Genomic DNA, 19,883 nt, shown 5'->3' with positions numbered 1-19,883 from the left:
AACCGAAAAGCCGTTGTGGCTACTCGGCCCGGATGTCCGAACGCACCTCAGGAATCGGGTCCATGTCGCCGTCAATGTCACCCAGCACGAGCATCGCGTAGTATCGCAGGAACGTCGTCAATGGGACCTGAATGAACGCACCGATGACGAACAGGACCAGCAGTCCCAACAGCCCGACAATCCCGGCCAGGACTACGCCGACGGTATTCTGGAGCGCGAGATACAGCGCAGCTGCAACGAGCCCAAACGGGATCAGCACGACGATGAATGCGATAATGCCGAGAATCGCACTAACGATACCGACACCGATCTGGAGGACAATGGAGAAAAACAGGTAGGCGAGGTACTGCTTGGGATGGCGTTTGATCGACCCCCAGAGCCGCGACCAACCGGAGAGGACGCCGTCGTTGTCCGCCGTCATCAGCGGGACAACAAACACCGTGGTGAAGCCGAAGACGATACCATAGCTTATCGCGAGCACCGCGAACACGGCAATGAACAGTCCCGATAGCGCGAGGACGCTTGACGCCCCGACGTTTGCGGCCTCACCACCGAGCGCCAGGAAGAACACGGCTGCACCGATCACGAGCGCGACGCCGAGCCAGATAATCCCGAGGACAAGCCGAAACAGGAACAGCCGTATTCCATCACCGACGTGCTCGCTGAAATACCGGCGGACGTGTATTTCGCGGTCGATGAGCGCCTGGGTCAACACGAACTCCATGAAGTTACTCAGGATACCGTACGCGAGCGCTAGCAGAATGAACAGGCCGAAAACGGCGAACACAAGCAGCCCGGCCCCGGCGAGTAGTTCGTCCGGCGCACCGGACGGGACACCGGGTTCAGAGACTTGCATAGCGAGGTCCCCTGGTAGGGACAGCGCACTTTCAAGCGGCGCGGTCAGCTGAAAGTCGCTTCCCGGGCCGCTGGGCCCGCTCGGTCCGCCGTTCCCGCCGAAATCACCGAAGTTGCTGAACGACTGGACGTTGTTCAGCCCGACACCGCCGCCACCGATGAAGAACACGACGAACGCCATCCGGAGCCATGTCCCTTTCTCAAAAGGGAATAGAAACGACTTCGTCGCGTCGATTGCGTCGTCGATATCGTCGACTGCGTGGAGGGCCATGTCGGACGTCTCACAGCCCGCTCTGGTAAAATTTTCGGGGCTATGTCAAGGATTCAGGCCGCTCTCTGGCTATTTCACTCCTGCACTTCGTTGACTTGCATCAGCGGATATCCGTCTTCCATCGCCATGCTCGTCTCGACCGTGACCCCCTCGTACTCGATTTGCATCTCGACATCAATGAGCCGCCCGGTGAGTTCTGTGTAGTCCGCTCCGCCCTCGGCGATAGCGGTTTCCAGTGCTTCTGTGCGGACGCTGACGGTGACCGCCTCACAGAACGGCTGATTCTCGATGGCCTCCTCCATCGCCGCCGCGAGCGAGTCGGCGCTCTCCGGACTGATTGGTGTCCCTGCGAACTGGTGATACAGCGACCCGAACTTGACGCCCGCTTCGAAACACGCCGCTTGCGGAGCTGTGGGTTCCATACAATCGGTCCGGCTGGGCGACACAAAAGCGAACCGCAAGCTACCTATTGCGTGCGACGTATCCTCTCATACGAATGGACGACCCGGTTCTGCTCACCGGCGCTGGCGGCGCTGTCGGGGCGGCCATCCTCGAAGGACTCGAGGACGCTTACGAGTGGAAACTCATGTTCCACAGCCCACCCGCCGAGGAGCCCGACCACGAGTACCTCGTCGGGGACGTGTCCAGCGAGGGCGACGTGGCCGCGGCGATGGACGGCGTCGGCGCCGTCATCCACCTGGCTGGCGACCCCCGGCCGGAAGCCCCCTGGGACTCCGTCCTCGAAAACAACATTGACGGCACCCAGAAGATGTACGAGGCCGCTGTCGACGAGGGCGTCGAGAAGTTCGTCTTCGCGTCCTCGAACCACGCCGTCGGCTCCTTTGAAACGGATGAGCGCACGCCCGAGATGTATCGCCCGGACGACCAGTACCGCCTCGACGGGACAGAACTCCCCCGTCCCGGTAACCTCTATGGCGTCTCGAAAGCCACCGGCGAGGTACTGGGCCGTTACTACCACGACGAGCACGGCCTCTCCGTCTGCAACATCCGTATCGGCAACCTCACTCGCGGTCACCCGCCAATCGACTATGAGCGCGGGCAGGCGATGTGGCTCTCCTACCGCGACTGTGCCCACATCCACGACTGTGCGCTGCAGGCTGACTACGAGTACGAAATCGTCTACGGCATCTCCGACAACGACCGCAAGTACTACTCCATCGAGCGCGCCAAGGACGTGCTCGGCTACGACCCACAGGACAACTCCGCGCATTTCGACGGCGAAGAACGGGTCGCCGAACCGGAACCGTAGACGACTCCCGCCGCTGTGGTCGTCCGCTATCCCGAGCCGTCGAACAGCCCACGGACGTCGTCGTCTTTCTGCTGTTCTAGTTCGACGTGATCCCGAAGCCGCTGGTAGACGACGGGCCGCTGGTCGCGCTCGCGCACGAACGAGAACAGCATCCCGGCAAACTGCGAACCGCCGTCGCCGTCGAGTTCACTCCGTGCGCGGCCAACAGCGTCAGCGACGACAGCCTCGTCGTACCGGCCAGCCTCCGCCAGCACCTCGGCGGCGATGGCCGTGGCGTCGAAATTCAGCGCGTCGTAGCCAATCGCTTCGCCCTCGTGTGTCAGCGTCGGCGGGTCCGTCGCGGCGTGGTGGGGGTCAGCCGCCGTCGCCGCGAGGAACGCCCGGACCTCGTCTACCGCCACGCCGTGATACGGGTTGGGCAGGCCGTCGAGGTACTCCGTCGCGCTCTCGGCCAACCCCTGCGCACCCGACCAGTTCTCCTCGCTGGCGTGGTGGACGACCGCGGTGAACTGGATGAGGCCGTGCAGGAATCGCTCGTCATCGCCCGAATCGAGGTCCAGCCAACGCTCTTCCCACGCGTCGTGTGCGGCGTGATAGCGACCTTCGTTGTACACTGCGATGCCGGCACGGAGATGGTCGCGCACACGGGTGGGTTCGCCTTGCGGCCGGAAAACCACATCGGCACCCGTACAACCGAACTGATTTGTCACCGACACCGCAAGTCTGCCTGTGCCACGATTCTGGCGTCGATGGCTGTTCGGCGCGGCCGGCGCGTCCGCCCTGACGATCTTCGTCTGGCAGTTCTTGGTCACTGACCCTGTGCTCCTGTCGACGTTTGCTCTGACGTTGTTCGCCGCTATTGTCGGCCTCTACACGCAACGAAATGTCCTCCCGATATTCAGCAGGGGCGGTATTTGGGGTGGGGCCTTCACCGGCGTCACCACCTACGTCGTGGTGACGCTCCAGCAGCAGCTTGCGCTCCCCGGTGATCAAGCGTTCGTGGTGTCGCTCACCGTCCTTGGCCTCGCGTCGTTTAGCCTGGCTGTCGGGAGCGCGTTGACGATAGCGTCGACCGAAAACGGGACGACTAGCCGTGACGGAAACGACCGGACAGAGATCTGAACGGTAATAGACGGTCGCTCCGGCTGTCGCTCGGTGGTTTGCGTCGGCAGAAACGTCCGGACGGAGTTCCACGCGAGCATCGCGAGCGTGGAGCACGTCTGGTCGTGAATGAAGTGAACGTCTGGACGGAGGTTTGAACTCGCCGAGAAATGCTCGCTTCGCTGCGCGTTCCTCGTCTGCTCAAACATCCGCTGTCCGTCACCTCTCTTCGCGGTGGCAAGCACACGCTATGCGTTGCTCGCCGGTCTGCTTCGTGAGAATGACGTCCGGACGGAGATTTGAACTCCGGTCCCTGGCTCCGCAAGCCAAGAGGATAGTCCACTACCCTATCCGGACTCATATCGAGAGAGGGTGGTGCACCTAAAAAGGGTGACGATTCGCGTACCGTCACGCGACTGGTAGGCACACGTCGCTGCAACACTGGTTTGAGCGACGGGAGTACCTTTCAAATGTGGTACATTAGGTCAAGTATGAAGCGCCGACAACTCCTGCAATACGGAGGTCTCGGTTGTTCGATAGCGCTTGCTGGCTGCTTTGGTGGGGCTCCCGGGAGCGGGGAAACATCCACGGAGGGTGCAAGTGAAACCTCAAGTGTGAACGAGACGACATTCAGTATTACCAAGCGACAGTCCGGGTCACAGACAAGTTCGGCAACGGTGACTTTTGACGAGCATCAGGTTGTCGTTGACGGAACTATCTGGGGGTCTGACGGGTGCAAAACGGCCGATCTGACGGACATATCGTATGATACGAGTGCCGATGAACTGAGTCTCAGCGTTGGGACGAAAGAGATGCCAGATGCTGGCGACATGTGTACGCAAGCCATTATAGAAATCGACTACCGGGCTACGGTGATGTTTGAGAACGGACTCCCCGGTACGGTGGCCGCTTCTCACGACAGTGGCAACGGCCTGTGCCCTGTGACAACAGCGACACGCTAACGGCTACCTGCGCCGCTCTCACCGTGGCGGAATGGGAGTGCCTGCTGTCGGACCAGCAGACGAGGGTTTATATCCCATCCCGTGACCACCTTCGAGTCATGGACGAGATACGACCGAAATCGACCGACAGCGGCCGCTCGCTCGCCCAACGACAACGCTTAAGCGCGCCCCAGCCCAGCGTCCCATAGATAGATGGGTGCGATAGAGGACATTTACGAGGACCTAGAGACGGACGTCCCCGAGGAGGAGTTCCGCGAGGCCGTCGAGGAGAAGGTCGAGCAGATGGGTGGGCTCGCCGACGAAGAGACGGCCGCGATGCTGTTGGCCCACGAACTCAACGAGAACGAGGTCAACGCCATCGCCGATATCGAACCCGGGATGGACGAGGTCAAATTCCTCGCCAAAGTGATGGCCATCGGCGACCTGAAGACCTTCGAACGCGACGACGAGGACGAGGACGGCCGGGTCATCAACGTCGAGGCCGCCGACGAGAGCGGGAGCCTCAGGCTCGCCTTCTGGGACGGCCAGGCCGTCGACATCGACGAGGGACAACTAGAGGTCGGCGACGTACTCCGGGTCAAAGGCCGGCCGAAAGACGGCTACAACGGGCTGGAGGTGTCCGTCGATAAGGCGGAACCGGACGACGACGCCACAATCGACGTGGAGCCGGGCGCTGGTTCGTCCATCGACGCGCTGACGATGGGCCAGTCCGACGTGACGCTGCGCGGGCTCGTGCTCGACACCGACTCGATCCGGACGTTCGACCGGGACGACGGCAGTGAGGGGCGCGTCTCGAACCTCACACTCGGCGACGAGACGGGGCGCATCCGCGTGACGCTGTGGGACGACCGGGCCGACCGCGCCGATGAACTCGACGCGGGCGCGGCTGTGGAAATAATCGACGGCTACGTTCGCGAGCGGGACGGCTCGCTTGAACTCCACGTCGGCGATCAGGGGGCTGTCGACGAAGTGGAAGACGACGTGGCTTTCGAGCCCGACGCGGACCCTATCGCGGAAGTCGAACTCGAAGAGACAGCCGATATTGCCGGCGTCGTCCGCTCGGCCGACCCCAAGCGGACGTTCGACCGGGACGACGGCAGCGAGGGGCAGGTCCGGAACGTTCGCATTCAGGACGCGACGGGCGACATCCGTGTGGCGCTGTGGGGCGACAAGGCAGACAAGGACATTGCACCGGGCGACGAGGTGCTCGCGGCCGATGTTGAGATTCAGGACGGCTGGCAGGACGACAAGGAAGCATCGGCGAGCTGGAACTCCACGATTGTCGTGCTCGACGACGGGGCAGATCTGGCGACTGGTGGCGCAGGCGGCGGAGCCGGCGCTGAGACGACCGATGCCGAACACGCCGGACTGTCCTCCTTTGGCGACGAGGGGGATGACACTGACGCTGACAGCAGCGGCAACGAGGCGGCCGCAGCCAGCGCCGGCACCGGCGACACTTCTCCGGACGGTGGCGCACAGAGTGCCGGCCAGCAGGTGGAGTTTACCGGCACCGTTGTCCAGACCGGCGACCCCGTCGTACTCGACGACGGCGAGCAGACGATGAGCGTCGAAACCGGCGAGCGCGTGCAGTTAGGGCAGGAGATAACGGTCCGTGGCGAACTCCGTGACGACCGGCTTCACGCTGAGGACGTGTTCTGAGTCGCCGAGCGACGCTACGGAAACTCTTAAGACCGCAACACTCCCGGGTTTGGGTATGAGTGTCGAGCTACCGTTCGCACCGGTGGATGCTGTCATTCGGCGGAACGCGGACGGGCTCCGGGTGAGTGCCGACGCTGCGGAGGAACTGGCTCGTCGAATACAGGACTACGGCGCGTCACTTGCCGTCACAGCAGCCACGGAGGCCACCACGGACGGGCGAAAGACGCTGATGCCGGCCGACTTCGGCATCGAGCAGGTCCCCGAAAAGGATGGCCTCGAACTCCCCGTCGCGCCGGTCGACCGCATCGCACGGCTCGACATCGACGACGACTACCGCGTCGCAATGGATGCCCGCGTCGCCCTCGCGTCGCTTCTCGAAACGTACGCCGACGAAACGGCCGCCGCGGCCGCTACGTTGGCTCGTCATGCTGACCGCCGGACGATCAAGGCAGCTGACGTTGAAACGTACTTCGAACTCGAACAGTACTACTGAATGAACTTCGGCTACCGCGAGGTCTGTCTGGACCACGACACCGGGCCGCGACATCCGGAGAGTCCCGACAGACTTCGAGCGATACGGCGCGCGCTCAAGGAGCACCACGGTGTCGAGTACGTCACCGCCGACGACGCAGACCTCGACCTCGTCCGTGCGGTCCACGACACCGACTACATCGCGGAGTTCCGCGAGTTCTGCGACGACGGCGGCGGGAACTGGGATGCTGACACCGTCGCAGTCGAGGAGACGTGGGACGCTGCACTCGCGTCAGCTGGCCTCGCCGTCTGGGCGGCGGAAGCCGCGCTTGATGGCAACACCGGCCGAGATACGCCGTTCTCTCTCGGCCGGCCGCCCGGCCATCACGCTGTGGGCGACGACGCGATGGGCTTCTGTTTCATCAACAACGCGGCCGTCGCCGCACAGGCGGCGCTTGAAGCCGACGCTGACCGCGTTGCCATCTTCGACTGGGACGTTCACCACGGGAACGGCACACAGGACATCTTCTACGACCGTTCGGACGTGTTCTATGCCTCGATACACGAAGACGGGCTCTACCCCGGGACGGGCGACATCGAAGAGACCGGCAAGGGCGACGCCGACGGCACGAATCTCAACGTGAAGTACAAGCCCGGTGCTGATACCGCCGACTACCTCGCCGCAATCGACGAGTGCATTGCGCCGGCGATTAAGGACTACGACCCCGACCTGCTGCTCATCAGTGCCGGCTTCGACGCACACGAACACGATCCCATCTCACGGATGCGTGTCTCGACCGAGGGATACGGCGCGATGACCGACCGGATGCGCTCGCTCACAGACGCCTGTGACGCTGCGCTGGGAGTCATTCTCGAAGGCGGCTACGGACTTGATACGCTCTCAGATTCGGTTACAACCGTTCACGAGGTCTTCGACGGTTACCAGCCGATGGAGCCGGACGATGATGTCAGCGACGACGCCCGCGATGTTCTCGATGAACTCGCCGATCAGGGCTTCGGATCGAAGTAGCTCGCTAGGTCGACACCGAAGCCGTCGGCAAGCACTGCGATATCTGTGCCGACCAGTACTTCGTACCCGTTCTCCAGCGCCGACTCGATCCGCCGTCCCAGCCCAACGTCGTAGACGGCATCACTCGACAGGAACCCAGTAGCTGTGGTAAACGCTCGCTGCCGTTCGACGACGTATCGGTCGCCGTCGATGAAGGGACCGGCCACCTCGGGGTCATCGTCGTACTTCTCGAAGAACCCGCTCGCGTGCTCGCGGACGTGCACCGGCGGCCCCTCATGGCGCTCGACAGCCGGCCGCTCGGCGACGGAGAATTCGAGCAGCAAAACGGCGTCCCGTTCCTGATTCTCGTTGGCCACCGGTTCCGCCTCACCGCTTCCGTCCTCGACAAACGCAGCCGATCGCAGGACCTCGAACTCACGACGGTCGAGTTCGCTACAGAGCCCGCCGAGGGACTTCCGGAGCTGTGGCCAGAGTTGGTCGTCGACGACATCCGGGGCCGCGAAGCGAAGCGCGACCGGCGTTGTCTCCCGCTGTGACACCGCGGCTTCAACCTCCGCTGCTTCGAACGGGTCCGGGTCGTCTTCAGTGAACAGCGACGCCCGCGGCTCGGCGAGAAGGTCCCGGGCGTAGTGCTGGAGCGTGGCGACGTTCGTTTCGGACAGGACCGCCGCGACGTTGCGCTCCGGGTCCGTCGGGTCGATGACGACCAGCGGGTCGTCGAACGTCTCGCTCCCGTGGTCCTCGGGGTCCAGCCGAACCGGCGGGTGCCAGTCCGCGACCGCTTCGAGGAACGCCCGGAACCCACCGAACTCAAGCACCAGCAGCTCCGTCAGATAGCCCGAGAATCCGCGCGTCCGGAGGTCGCTCCCGTAGACGCCGATCCCCTTTAGGAACTGCTTTGCCACCCGCACCTCTGCTGCGCTGGTGTCGTCCAGTCGCTCCTGCAGGTATCTGGTGTGAAACGGTGTCCGGTCGACCGCGGACTGAATTTCTGTGGCGTCCTCGACCGCATAACAGGGCACGAGGTCCACGGCGTACCCCTCGCGCTCGCCGACGACGTAGGGGTGTTCGGCGTACTCTCCGCGCCCATCGGGCAGGACGTCGTGCCCGACGGCCAGCCCGTACTCCTCCAGCGTTTCACGCTCGATAGACGGCGGAAAGCAGACGAACACGTCCACGTCTCGGTCCCCAGCGGTCCACGTTCCCCGTGCCGTCGAGCCGACCTGCACGACCTCAGCCTCGACCGGGAGGTCGGCGATGGCTGCTTCGGCGTCGGCCATCACCGCGTCGGCAACCCGCTGTAATTGCGCTCGTTCGTCGTCAGTGGGCGAGACCCGCGCTCGCACCGTATCGACGACGGCGTCGAACTCATCGCTCATACCGCCGCTTGCGCACAAGTGCGTGAAAGCGTGTCGATGCCGACTGGAAACGAAAGCCCTAATTACCAACTCTGGCAATGATTGAATGCGTTCGCGCCGCCGTAGCTCAGTTGGTAGAGCACCTGGTTGTTACCCAGGTTGTCCCAGGTTCGAGCCCTGGCGGTGGCGTCGTTCTTTCATTCATTAAATGACGAGCGCTGCGACTCCGCCGCTGTCGGCTTTTGGAGGCGCTGGATGATGACATACACAGCCGATGCCGGAGCTCTCTGTATTGGCCGATTGCATCTCCGAACCCCACCACTCCAACCCGACAGGCTAAAGATGCGGACTCATCAACACCATTCTGAAGGGCCCTTAGCTTAGTCTGGTTAAAGCGATCGGCTCATAACCGATTGAGCGCTGGTTCAAATCCGGCAGGGCCCATCCAGTTTCTGCCTGAATCGAATCCCACGCGGACCGGCAGCGATAGGTGTCCGAGCGGAGGGAGAACGGCAGAATTGGGTTGCGAAGACACCCCCGCTAAATTCTGAGTTCAACACGTCTCTTGTTGGGGGTCGCCGCCGTCCGGCGATTTTGCGATCCGGAGGTGCGGGCGATGAGTAAGGCGTCAGCGCCCACTACACTGCCTGAGAAGGGCGTGCGGAACCGTTCGCAGTACGCGGACACACTACACCGCCTCAATCCGGACGCTGATGAGCCAACACCCGCCTGTCCCGAAGCTGATTACCGAAGTGATGCAGACTTCACAGAGGTTCCCATTGCCGCGTATCGCCCTCACTACAAACTCTGTGGGAACCCGGAGTGTTTCGGAGGTGACTGGCGGTGAGCCCACAGTCATCGCTCTTCGATTACGAACCGGATCTGTCGCAGCTGACTGACGCCGAGCGAGAGGTCTACGAAGCCGTAGGCATGGGCCAGCATGGGCCGCGCGAGTACGCCCGGAAGACTGGCCGATCTCCCGGTACTGTCGGGAATCTGCTCCGCCGAGCCCGCGAGAAAGTAGAGGTGACTTCAGCATGAAGGGGTTCGTTCGTGCCTCGGAGCTGTACGACGTAGAAGCGGGCGAGCCCCTTCATTTCGACTGGACAAACTTCCAACCTCTCGCAAAGAGTCAGGCCGAAGTCGAGCAGGCCGTCGCGGAGATCGAGGACGGGAGGTAGGGATGTCGCGGCACCTCAAGTGCGCCCCTCATGAGGGCGACTTGCGCTTTACCATTGGCGTGCATCCCGATCCCGGTGTTCCGGATTACGGGCTGAAACCATACTACGCGATGGACTCGCTCATCAAGGAGTGGGGCGACCGCTGGGAGACCGAAGGCAAACCCACGCGCGATATCGAACTCGCAGGTGAGACATGGGCCACCTGTTTCGACTACTCTGAGAGCGGTCTGGATGCCTGGGACAACCCGGAGTTCCAGATCCAGAACGTCCGTGAGTTCCAGTTCTACTTTGTCTCGAAGGACTCGCCCACCTACGAGGGGAAGCGGGCAGATCGGGACAAGCGCGTGAAGGGCGGGACGATTACTGTCCGTCCACGGTGGCCGAATCTCACGGCTGACGGGGAACCTGTCTCGGTACCACAGTACGGCGAGCCCTACATCGACGTGCAGGTACAGGCGTCCAATATCCCCCACAAGCGGTACCTGTCGCTCGTGAAGCGCGTGATGGACGCCTACGGGATTGCCGCGCGGTACTTCGACCAGCCACACCCGGACAGTCACATCAACGATTTGGCCTACTACGTCCGGTTACACCGCGAAGACAGCGGGCCGCTGTACGCGCCGGATGGACCGATAGCGCGCTGTCACACACTCATTCAGGGTGACCGCTCGGGGTATCGCAAGCACGTCGAAGACAACACGAAACTGCCCGGCTACTATGTTACCGCCACGGTCGAAGACGAGAAAGCCGACCAGTTGGTCCGTGGGCATGGGCTGGGGAAGGAACTCAAACACTACTACCCGAACCACCCGGACAACTACGAACCGGATCATCCGATGTACCATCCGAAATTCGAGGTGTCCTACCAGACCAGCCGAACCGAGCAGACCGTTCGGTGGGACAACCTCGACGACGCCCGGCGTGAACTCGAAGAGACGATCTTGAACTGTCTGGACTGGTGTGGGCTGGCGACAAGTGCCGAGAGCAGTGTGTTCGTCGATTTTGATCCGTTCTGGAACATCCGGGATACGACGGAAGCCCGGAAGTTCGTCCAGTGCCCGCTGCCGAAGATCGAGAACGACCAGGAGCACCGCGTGATGCAACTCTGGGGAGACATGACCACTGCCGACCGCGACGTGACGGAACTGCTACTCACCGACGGTGGGAAGGTTTCGCCGCAGAAGGCAGCCGAGAAGACGGGCTACACGTACCGGACTATCCGGACTGTCATCCAGCGGATGGAGGGGCTGATCGAGCACACCTACGGCGAGATGGAACTGTCCTCGAAGAAGATCCAGCAGGAGCTACTGAAGCGGGTCCGCGCGGCGGGCGAGCGCTTCGAGCAGGAGATCGGGAGCGCTACGATGGAACTGGCCGACGCGGCCGAAGAACGCTCCCGGTCACGGTGGGCGCGAATTCGACGGGAGTATGCAATCACGGAAACCGACGCTGACGACTGTCGGAAAGTGCTGAAGATGGGCTACACGCCAGCCGACTTCGAGGAAGCACAGACCATCATGCGCGAAATCCAGACGGCATACACCGAGTGTGTCGAGGAGAACACCTACGGTGTTCACGTCGTCGTTGAGACTGCGGAGACCGGCCGAGAGCGGTTTCGTGACCTCTCGAAAGCCTTCGAGACAGCATACCGCTCCGGCGACTACCTGCGCGAAGCGCGGGCGGCTGAGAAGGGCCGCGAGGGCTTCGACTTTGAGGCATGGCGGGCGGCTGGCTGCCCGCCCGCCGACGAGTGGCACGGCGGGTAGCCACGCCCATTGAATAGAGGCATCACTGTCCAACACAATAGTTTTGCGGCAATACTGTGCCCTTTCCCCGAAAATCGCGTGTCGCGCGGCTGGGTTCGTTCCCGTTGGTCACGTCACCCAGCCGCGCGATCAGGGGGAACCCGGTGCGCAGGCTTCCGGGTTCCCCTTAGTCGTGTGGCTAATGCCACTTCTCCAAAATACACCGTTCACTCCTGCCGGTTACGGCTAAAACTATCGAAAACTCCCTCTGTCTCTGTGATTTCAACCCCTCTGCTGTATAGATCGTAGATTGCCCAACAAAAGAAGACTAAACTTGATATGCCGGAAATATATAGAATATAGCTTCCCGGATCTTCGATCAGGTAACCAAATGCTACGAAGACCACTGATATTATAATTCCAAGTCCTGATACACTGAATCCATATTTTTCACTAAGATGATAGGCTCCACTCCAGGCTCCAACCACGGCCGCGATCATTGCATAAATAAACGAAAGAATAAACAGGACTCCTAATAGGGTGAGTGGAAAACTATCCATGATATTATCATTACCTAATAAAAATATGAACAGTATCATTAAATAAGTGGCAAGAAAAACTTCTTTGCTACTATATCTGACAATCTCATCACCTGAGAAGTTCTTCCAAAAACGATAACATGCAATTATCGGAGGAACCAATCCTAATAATACAAGAAGTCTAGGGAGTACGCCCCCCCCTCCCGGCGTAGCATACAACAGAGTGGAAATCAACAGCGCGGAAAGAATCTTTGAGATATCAATAATATAGTGGTTTTTTGTAATGTTTTTGAATGTTTTGTGCCCATTATTTTTCAATACCCAGCGATAATGTAAGTACATTAGAAGCAAGCTTCCACATAATATTGCGACTCCATGGTTCACAACTAGCGACAGCAAGAGTAATGCGAAGAATACTGACGAATATAACATATCAACTAAAGATGAGTGGCTTATTTCCCACCGATGTTGTATATCATTCACTTTTTTAGCATTGTCTTTTATTATCTCAATATTATTCTCAATTACGTCATCTGAGATACCCTTTGAATAAGGTGAATTCTTATCTTCTAATTCTCCAAGATCAGCACCCCGCTGTATGTCAATAGGAGACATTATTTTCAGTGATTCATTGAATGATGTACCCAACTCTTGGAATAATCTATTAAAATAAAATAATAGGCCGAATATTATGAAGAATGATAGTATTGTATATTGTATCTCAGAAAATAAGCCGAAGGTCTCAACTAATTTAGACTGATTAATAGAAACATCTAATTCGTTTAGACTCACTAAATCTGATAATAAAACTGTTATAAGAGTACTTGTAATCGCTAATAATATAGTTAGTAGTGTTGCAATTATTCTAATTATTTTGGCCCCATGTACCTTTGCTGCCCTCGTTGTCTCGATTTGTTCTTGCAATTGTCGAGATGTTTCTTCATATAGTATAGAATTATCCTCATCTTGACTACTACTATCCATCTATCAAAAATATAAATTCCACCAAAATATAAATTAGTTACGTCTAGTCTACAACTATTAGTTTTATATATTTCACCTATAAATGTCGGATATACTTACTTTCGACTGTCGTGCGTTCCGATGTTCTCCACCACCATGCCAATCTAAATATGGTAACCGTGACGAATGTCGTATCTCCCAGTCGAGAACTTCTACGCCTTGACCACGAATCCGATAGGTTCCAAAGACGTACCACCCATTCGCTGCCCGCAACCTCCCGTGATACTGGTCATAGAGTTTGAACGTCCCAGGCTGGCCGTCAGCATGCCGATGCATCGCGGCCTTGATTTCCACCGGCGTTCCGTCTGGTCGCTTCGCGTCGTGCCAGCTGCACCGATCTAATTCGAGGTTGTACCGCTCGGTGGCTTTACGCTCGACGAGCGTACCGTAGTGATTTGCCTTGTGGCTGCGACTCATTCGCGCACCTCGCGTGCGTCATATATAGATACTCCTCCGGGCTGTTCGCGGCTGCTGCCCATGGCTCGCGCGTGCTCGCACCGCGAGCGCACGCCATGGGCCAACAACAGGGGTGCGCCGGGGGGTTGGTTGTTGTTGGATTGGTCGAATACTGTCGCTGTCATGCGGTTAGCTCCGTCACCTCACCAACTACATTTCGGTGCTTGCCATCGTCCTGATACTCGTTCCAGCGCTGGCGGACCCATTCGGCGCTGTACGGCACGAAATCAGCGATTTCGTGATTTGGTCTGTCCGGTTCAGACTCCTTAGCCGTGATGACCGTGTAGATCGCAAGCTTCCGAGAGAGGTCTTCCGGGTCCACTTCGTTACCGTCGTCCTCGCCGCTTGACCACGACCACGTCGTCGGTTCATTGTCATCGTAGCGCCAGTCCGTTTCGGGGATACCCGACACGGAGAAGATCGGGTTGACGCCCTTCCGGTTCCGTACGTCTTCGTAGAAGGTCGCTTCTTTCAGCCCCTCTTTGTGGACACAGACACCGAGTTCCCGAACCAGCGGATGTACGTCGCGGCCGTCGTGGCCGATGATGATGAGCGAACCGCCGTACTTGCGGATCTTGTACGTGAGTGGTCCGAGTTTCGTCTTCGTCTCGTAGCCGTCTGACCCGCTGCCGCCCGCGTTGCTGCTGGCCTCGTCGAAGATGAACAGTTTCGGGACCTGCTCGTTGTGCATGGGATCGCCGTCCTGTTTCAGCCATTCGTTCAGCTCACCGTAGTTAGCGAGCCAGCCGTCACGACGGTCGCCGTTCGAGTCGGTCCACCCATCGGTCTCTTCGAGTGTGCGGATGTTCGATGCAACGAGCGCATCCGAAGCGTGCTGTTCTTTCCAGAGCTGTCCCAGCAGACAGGCGAAGTTCGACTTGCCAGTACCGGGTTCGGCCCATTCGTAGAACATCGGTGCGGGGCCGGTCATCTGTGCCCGGAGCTGGTCGATGGCTTTGATACCGGAGATATCCGCCCGCTGGCCGGCGTCTCCGGTGAAGTGCTTCAACGACTGCATATCGCCGTTGGCCACGGCCCGCCGTGCCGTTTCGGTTCCCTCGATGCGGACTATCTCTCGAACGTGAGAGAGGTCCTTCACTTGGCCGGGCATCTTCTCCGGCCGATCACAGTGTCGGGGGTCGTAATGAGTTTCAAGAATCGAGAGGTAGCGGGATAATTTCTCATCGCGGACGATTCCGGCGTGCTGGTGTACCTCGTCTGGAGCACGCTGGCCGTAGCCGTCCTGATACTCGCGGAACTGTGCGGGCGTGTAGAGGTCGTTACCGTCGTCAGTCATCGTTTAGTCGTGGCTCTTGTGGTTGCTCACTGGTCGGTTCGTCCTGCCCATAGCCCACAGCCGCATCCGTCGTAGGGTCGGGCGCATCGGTGAGGTCGTGGATGGTCGGCGCGTCTTCGGGATCTTCGCCGTCTTCGATGAGGTCGCCGAAGGTCTCTTTCGCTGCTGTCTTTTGGATCATCTGGCCGCGCTCGTTGGCTTCAGCGTCAGCGGTGACGAGCTTCTTTTGCAGCTCGACGGACCCACGGGACCACCGACCACGGATTGCGGCGAGTTCTTCGGCGCGGTCGATAAGCCAACCGTGAATGTCTTGCGTTTGTTTCTTGCTGGTCATCAACTGCGTATCTTGGCAGCCTTCGAGCCAGACACCTTCGACGCGGAGCTGGCCGATGTCTTCGAGATACTCGTACTCGCGGACGGCCCACGCACTGCCGCCGTTGACTGGGTACGGGTCTGGCCCGTCAATCTCTTTCTCACGCCAGAGTTCCGGCGGGACGTAGTACCTCTCGGTGGTGTCTTCGACGGCGTTGACGTGATGGACTTCGACCCAGTTGCGGCGACGGAGCCAGCGGGCGATCTTCGCACCGACGAGATAGCAGGGAATCGCCAGCACGAGCCAGCCGACGGCGACGGCGGGAATCCATGTCGGCAGGGTCGGCAGCTGTGGCTGGTAGTAGGCGAACAGCACGGCCGCACCGACGAACATCCCGCCGATGAGTAGCTTGTACTCAGCCAGCAGGTAGACGAGCCGGTCGCGGTTGTTCTGGAAGGTCGGTGCGGGCTTCATGCTACCTCCGGACGGCCGTTCTCGCCGCGGATTACGTTGTAGCCGGCGACGATCATCCAGACAAACGCGACAGTTGCCCCAGCGAGCCACGCCTGCAACGACGAAAGAGCACGTAGGATATCCAGGCCACCACCGGACGGCTGTTGTACGATCTCGGCGTACAGTGGGGTGTTCTCAGTGGAAATGGCGACACCAACGTAGCCGTCCTTCTCAGTGACGGGAAGCTCGACAGTGGCGGTGTCGTCCGAGCGCATAGCGACGGTGCGGACGGGAATCTTCCCGCCTTCCTGGAAGCGGCCGGCGTCGGAGATCGTCACGGTCTGAACTGCGCTCGACCGGAGAGTGATGGGAGCGATACTCTCGTTCGGCAGGTACTCCGAGCCGATGATCTCGGTCTGTCCGTCGATACGGGTGGTGTCGGTGGCGTTGGCTGTGGGCTGTGGGCCGGGTGTTTCGGCGGGGAGGTTGCCCGCGGACTGTGCGGCGGTCGGGGCGCTGACGCAGCCGAGACTGACCACGAGCAACGCGGCGAAGAAAAGTGAGCGCATGGGTGATTAGTTCTGCAGGACAACGATAGCCAGCAGTGTGCCAATGATGGCGAGCGCGACGACAGGCGGAACGCTGCCGCCACCAAGCAAGCCACCTCCAGCGGATTGTTTCAGTGCCTTCTCACGGGCTTCAATCTGTGCGCGTTTGTAGGCAAGATCCTCATATTGCTGTTTGAGTTCGGTGACGTTGGTCGTCTCGTACGTCGTTTTCTGGATTGTGACGTTCTGGACGTTCTTTCCGTCTGTTGTGGTGATTTTGTCTACCGTGAAGTTACTTTGTAGCTCCACGATTCGGTCACTGGTAACGACGTACTGCGTGCCGCCAATCTGGTTGGGGTTGTAGGTCGTTCCGTTCTCGAATTGACCGCTGGCAGGGTTCTCCTGCGAGAACAGCACGCCCTCGTACTGCTGTCCAGATTCAGTGCTGATGTTGAAACTCCCAATCTGGTCGAAATTCTCGGGTGAGTTGGTGCCCATCAACGTGAGTTGGCTGGCTGCCCAGCCTTGGAATTCGTCGCCTGCCGACTGCTGGCTTGCCAGAACGTAAGGATCAACAAGGTCGCTATTGTTGATTTCTCCGGTTTGATAGGCGCTATACGTGTTATTTGCGAGGGTCTCCATATCGCTCAGGACAGCCTCGTTTTGTGCCTCTATCTCGGAGAATCGTTGGTAGTCAGCACCGAACTCGATATAATCCAAGTTCTGACTAACAACGTCGTTTTGCTTAATCTGGATGCTGCGAGCACCACCAGCAACACCATCCTCGGGGAATCCGAAACTCGGGGACGGGTCAGTTAGACCGACCGACGAGGAAGCAGTCGAGGAGAATGCCGCGTCAGTAAACGCATGGCCGGTAATATCGACGGTGTCAACGCTCATACTGGTTCCATTAACTAAGGTGACAGTTCTGGTCCCGGTATCGAACGCGACAGACTGGGCCTCAACGTGGCCGGTATCGTAGTTATCAACCAGATCAAGGGTAATATAGTCCGACGAGATTCCAGACTCGTTTGAGACAGTTTTTTGGAGATATTCGCCGTGCTGGACCTTCAGATTCCAGTGTCTGATGAGGTTGGCTTGTTTGACTGAGTAGTAATCGTTGACCGCCTGCTTTGCCGAGGTTTTAGCGGCTGCCTTGCTGTCTCCCTTGTTCAGTGACCGGATGTATGCGTTCTTCCCGATAATACGGGCCTGGGTTTTTGTATCGGACAAATAGTTGTCCAAAGTTGTCCGATAAAACTCCCCCTGTGCTTTGCTGTTCTGGGCAGACTGGTAGATATCGACCTTGCTCTGCTGAGCATCTGTCTCGGTCGTGTTGACGGTCGTAGAGCCTGGGATCCCAGTCCTATCGAGTTGCACGATCTGCGGCATGACCGATTCCCCGATTTGCTCACTGAGTTCGTACTGGAATCCCGGGTCTCCTCCTGTATCTCCCAAGAACTTGCCGTCGTCGCCCGGTTTCCATGCGTTCGTAACGCCTCCCTTCGACATAGACACTGGTCCATCAGCGCCTTCGACCTTCACCGTAAACGACTCATACGCGCCAGCATTTCGGAAGTGCGCGCTGTTGTGAGAGCCGCTAACGGTCTTTCTCAGAATCGCCGTGTTGTCGCCAGCGGGCGATTCGTCCGTAATCACGGTGATGGTCGTTTCTGAGGACACATCGAAGAGGTCAATCTTGACCTTGTGCGGGCCTGTCTCGAATGTTTTCGTCACCGGTCCGCTGTCGGTGGCCGTCTCTGTCGACTGTGCCAGTGCGGGCCCGGCGGCCCCGATGACGGCAGAACAGACGATGAGCGCGGCGAGCAGGACCGAGTGGGCGCGGGTCACTGTTCGCGCCCCCCGTCGGTTTCGACCTGCTCGACGTTGGCGCGCACATCTTGATCGTCAGCACCAGCTGCAGTGTCTCGTTCTTTGACCTGGTGTGCCCCGATGACGCCGGCCGCGATGATGGCTGGGACGACAACAGGGAAGGGATCACCGACGACAGCCGAGGCAATCGTGGAGGCAGAGACGCCGATAGTGCCCACAAGCCCATAGCTGAGAATACGGTCCATCGGATTCACCCCAGGTAACTGATGACGTAGTAGCCGGCGGCCTCAACGCCAACGACGACAAGACCGATAGCGGCCGAGCCAACCACGATATCCTGCGCGCCGAGGATGTTCAGCCCGGTGAATAGAACGATAACGAGCGTCCCGAGCGCGAGGTAGGTTTCGACAGTGGCCGAGCCCTTGGCGATCTCGACGAGGTCGGTGTCAATCTGGTAGTTCTTGTTCCGACTCTCGTTCACGCGGTTAGTGGCGTAGGCCATCGCCAGGGCAGCGAGCGACAGCAGAAACGCGAGGTCGATGCTCGTGCCTTGGACGGTGAACACGGACGCGCCGAGGTCGTAGCCGAGCATACTGATCGAAGCGATACCGTTGGTGACGAATGCGCTGGCGGTGAAAATCACACCAGCCAGGGCGTCTTCGATGTCTATCTTTCCGAACATAGGGTACTCGTCCGCTTCAAGCGGACGAGAGACAGGCTCGCGTGTTTCGGTAAAAGATAGGTCGTTGACTCAGAATACCGGTAGCTGTTGCTATCCAGTATGATAAAATAAAAGCGACTTTGGATTATGCTTCAGGACCAGAATCTTCCGCGAGAGTCGCGGACTGGTCACCCTCTTGCGTCTCGTAAATAACACGGAGCGAATACGTGTCTTTTGCAGCCGCTTTGATACTGTTCCCTGCACTAACTTCGCTTTCTCCGGAATGGCCGATCCATGCTTGGGAACTGTTCTCTGAGACGACGTTTACAGTGGGTGCGCCAGAATTATTCCAGTTATCGGAACTACCTGAACCAAGCCCGCTCCCGCGAATATACAAGCTATTGCCCTCTATCGTGTCACCACCGTCGTGGGTTATTGAGAGGACACCCTGATTCGATACACCAGAAGGCGCAGTTCCTTCATCGAAATCGAATGAGAAACTGGCCTGTGGGGTTGCTTGCTGAGCCTGATCACCGAGGCCGAGTACGAACGATGCGATGACAGCCGCAAGAATCACTGTAATTGCCACCATCAGGATGACGCCGATAACTGGGGAGACGGCGTCATCGTCATGGAATAGCTCTTTCAAATCCATTGCGTCTACTCTGCATCTGCATATCATATTAAAACCAATTTACTGTTAGGATAACATTTCACTGTTCAACCTTGGCTTGAAGCCGATATAGGCCGAATTGAAAGTGTGCGCCAAGGGGGGCCTGGATCTGACCCCCTGGTTTGGAAACCAGTATTACCCTTCTGATTTCAGCGGGAACCAACCCGCAAACGTAGTTTCAAGG

The 19,883-nt window shown here is 59.0% G+C and carries 22 protein-coding genes and 3 tRNA genes; 12 read left to right on the top strand and 13 right to left on the bottom strand.

Going from position 1 to position 19,883, the window contains the following annotated elements:
- Nucleotides 1–19: 19 nt before the first annotated feature.
- Together RBH20_RS13315 and RBH20_RS13310 are read right to left on the bottom strand one after the other, a co-directional pair.
- On the bottom strand, nt 20–1,126 hold the full coding sequence (locus RBH20_RS13315; protein ID WP_306709355.1) for a hypothetical protein: 1,107 nt from the start codon (nt 1,124–1,126) through the stop codon (nt 20–22).
- Between the two features lie 74 nt (nt 1,127–1,200).
- A complete protein-coding gene (locus RBH20_RS13310; RefSeq protein WP_306709352.1) occupies nt 1,201–1,548 on the bottom strand; it encodes a dihydroneopterin aldolase family protein in 348 nt (115 codons plus the stop codon).
- 74 nt (nt 1,549–1,622) lie between these two features.
- On the opposite strand from RBH20_RS13310, the gene azf reads away from it, so the two are divergent.
- Nucleotides 1,623–2,396 carry an NAD-dependent glucose-6-phosphate dehydrogenase Azf gene (gene azf / locus RBH20_RS13305; protein WP_004958965.1) on the top strand — a complete coding sequence of 258 codons (774 nt, stop codon included), beginning with the start codon at nt 1,623–1,625 and terminating at the stop codon, nt 2,394–2,396.
- 26 nt (nt 2,397–2,422) lie between these two features.
- On the opposite strand, the gene RBH20_RS13300 is transcribed toward azf, so the two are convergent.
- Entirely contained in the window at nt 2,423–3,040 is a 618-nt protein-coding gene (locus RBH20_RS13300) for a DUF309 domain-containing protein (RefSeq protein WP_306709347.1), read from the bottom strand.
- An 85-nt stretch (nt 3,041–3,125) separates the two neighbouring features.
- On the opposite strand from RBH20_RS13300, the gene RBH20_RS13295 reads away from it, so the two are divergent.
- Complete coding sequence (locus RBH20_RS13295) at nt 3,126–3,518, top strand: hypothetical protein (protein ID WP_306709345.1); 393 nt, start codon at nt 3,126–3,128, stop codon at nt 3,516–3,518.
- A 263-nt stretch (nt 3,519–3,781) separates the two neighbouring features.
- Here the strand turns inward: RBH20_RS13295 and RBH20_RS13290 are convergent.
- Nucleotides 3,782–3,854 (bottom strand) — tRNA-Arg (locus tag RBH20_RS13290).
- A gap of 257 nt (nt 3,855–4,111) precedes the next feature.
- On the opposite strand from RBH20_RS13290, the gene RBH20_RS13285 reads away from it, so the two are divergent.
- The 4 genes from RBH20_RS13285 (at nt 4,112) to RBH20_RS13270 (ending at nt 7,619) form a co-directional block, all read left to right on the top strand.
- The gene (locus RBH20_RS13285; protein WP_306709343.1) at nt 4,112–4,459 is read left to right on the top strand and encodes a hypothetical protein; all 348 of its coding nucleotides are present in this window, start codon (nt 4,112–4,114) and stop codon (nt 4,457–4,459) included.
- Nucleotides 4,460–4,651: 192 nt separating this feature from the next.
- Complete coding sequence (locus tag RBH20_RS13280) at nt 4,652–6,118, top strand: single-stranded DNA binding protein (protein ID WP_306709340.1); 1,467 nt, start codon at nt 4,652–4,654, stop codon at nt 6,116–6,118.
- Nucleotides 6,119–6,173: 55 nt separating this feature from the next.
- Nucleotides 6,174–6,611 carry a histone gene (locus tag RBH20_RS13275; RefSeq protein WP_306709338.1) on the top strand — a complete coding sequence of 146 codons (438 nt, stop codon included), beginning with the start codon at nt 6,174–6,176 and terminating at the stop codon, nt 6,609–6,611.
- Entirely contained in the window at nt 6,612–7,619 is a 1,008-nt protein-coding gene (locus RBH20_RS13270) for a histone deacetylase (RefSeq protein WP_306709337.1), read from the top strand. It begins immediately after the preceding gene.
- On the opposite strand, the gene cca is transcribed toward RBH20_RS13270, so the two are convergent.
- Complete coding sequence (gene cca, locus RBH20_RS13265) at nt 7,598–8,998, bottom strand: CCA tRNA nucleotidyltransferase (protein ID WP_306709334.1); 1,401 nt, start codon at nt 8,996–8,998, stop codon at nt 7,598–7,600. The genes RBH20_RS13270 and cca overlap by 22 nt on opposite strands.
- Before the next feature lie 95 nt (nt 8,999–9,093).
- Here cca and RBH20_RS13260 point away from each other — a divergent pair.
- From RBH20_RS13260 to RBH20_RS13235, 6 genes are all read left to right on the top strand, one after another.
- Nucleotides 9,094–9,166, top strand: a tRNA-Asn gene (locus RBH20_RS13260).
- A gap of 180 nt (nt 9,167–9,346) precedes the next feature.
- A tRNA-Ile gene (locus RBH20_RS13255) sits at nt 9,347–9,421 on the top strand.
- Between the two features lie 172 nt (nt 9,422–9,593).
- Nucleotides 9,594–9,824: a hypothetical protein gene (locus RBH20_RS13250; RefSeq protein ID WP_306709332.1), complete on the top strand. Its 231-nt coding sequence runs from the start codon at nt 9,594–9,596 to the stop codon at nt 9,822–9,824.
- Entirely contained in the window at nt 9,821–10,018 is a 198-nt protein-coding gene (locus tag RBH20_RS13245; protein WP_306709329.1) for a sigma-70 region 4 domain-containing protein, read from the top strand. The genes RBH20_RS13250 and RBH20_RS13245 overlap by 4 nt, the downstream gene beginning before the upstream one ends.
- Nucleotides 10,015–10,158: a hypothetical protein gene (locus tag RBH20_RS13240; protein WP_005537266.1), complete on the top strand. Its 144-nt coding sequence runs from the start codon at nt 10,015–10,017 to the stop codon at nt 10,156–10,158. The genes RBH20_RS13245 and RBH20_RS13240 overlap by 4 nt, the downstream gene beginning before the upstream one ends.
- A gap of 2 nt (nt 10,159–10,160) precedes the next feature.
- On the top strand, nt 10,161–11,924 hold the full coding sequence (locus RBH20_RS13235; RefSeq protein WP_306709326.1) for a MarR family transcriptional regulator: 1,764 nt from the start codon (nt 10,161–10,163) through the stop codon (nt 11,922–11,924).
- A 206-nt stretch (nt 11,925–12,130) separates the two neighbouring features.
- Here the strand turns inward: RBH20_RS13235 and RBH20_RS13230 are convergent, their stop codons facing one another.
- The 8 genes from RBH20_RS13230 to RBH20_RS13195 all read right to left on the bottom strand — a co-directional run bounded on the left by RBH20_RS13230 (nt 12,131) and on the right by RBH20_RS13195 (nt 19,681).
- Complete coding sequence (locus tag RBH20_RS13230) at nt 12,131–13,426, bottom strand: hypothetical protein (protein WP_306709324.1); 1,296 nt, start codon at nt 13,424–13,426, stop codon at nt 12,131–12,133.
- Between the two features lie 616 nt (nt 13,427–14,042).
- Nucleotides 14,043–15,218: a hypothetical protein gene (locus tag RBH20_RS13225; RefSeq protein ID WP_306709322.1), complete on the bottom strand. Its 1,176-nt coding sequence runs from the start codon at nt 15,216–15,218 to the stop codon at nt 14,043–14,045.
- Nucleotides 15,211–16,005 (bottom strand): hypothetical protein, encoded by a 795-nt coding sequence (locus RBH20_RS13220; RefSeq protein ID WP_306709320.1) that lies wholly within the window; start codon nt 16,003–16,005, stop codon nt 15,211–15,213. The genes RBH20_RS13225 and RBH20_RS13220 overlap by 8 nt, the downstream gene beginning before the upstream one ends.
- Nucleotides 16,002–16,553, bottom strand: a complete 552-nt coding sequence (locus tag RBH20_RS13215; protein WP_306709318.1) for a hypothetical protein — start codon at nt 16,551–16,553, stop codon at nt 16,002–16,004. Before RBH20_RS13215 ends, RBH20_RS13220 begins: the two co-directional genes overlap by 4 nt.
- A 6-nt stretch (nt 16,554–16,559) precedes the next feature.
- Nucleotides 16,560–18,383, bottom strand: a complete 1,824-nt coding sequence (locus RBH20_RS13210; RefSeq protein WP_306709316.1) for a hypothetical protein — start codon at nt 18,381–18,383, stop codon at nt 16,560–16,562.
- Nucleotides 18,380–18,610, bottom strand: coding sequence for a hypothetical protein (locus RBH20_RS13205; protein WP_306709314.1), 231 nt, complete (start codon nt 18,608–18,610; stop codon nt 18,380–18,382). Before RBH20_RS13205 ends, RBH20_RS13210 begins: the two co-directional genes overlap by 4 nt.
- 5 nt (nt 18,611–18,615) lie before the next feature.
- Nucleotides 18,616–19,047, bottom strand: a complete 432-nt coding sequence (locus tag RBH20_RS13200; protein WP_306709312.1) for a hypothetical protein — start codon at nt 19,045–19,047, stop codon at nt 18,616–18,618.
- 124 nt (nt 19,048–19,171) lie between these two features.
- Nucleotides 19,172–19,681: a type IV pilin N-terminal domain-containing protein gene (locus tag RBH20_RS13195; RefSeq protein ID WP_306709310.1), complete on the bottom strand. Its 510-nt coding sequence runs from the start codon at nt 19,679–19,681 to the stop codon at nt 19,172–19,174.
- Nucleotides 19,682–19,883: the final 202 nt, after the last annotated feature.

The sequence above is a fragment of the Haloarcula sp. H-GB4 genome, from assembly GCF_030848575.1.
In the GTDB taxonomy this organism is placed as follows: Archaea; Halobacteriota; Halobacteria; order Halobacteriales; family Haloarculaceae; genus Haloarcula.
Note: the sequence above shows the minus strand (reverse complement) of the source record. Positions and strands in the feature narration are given on the sequence as shown.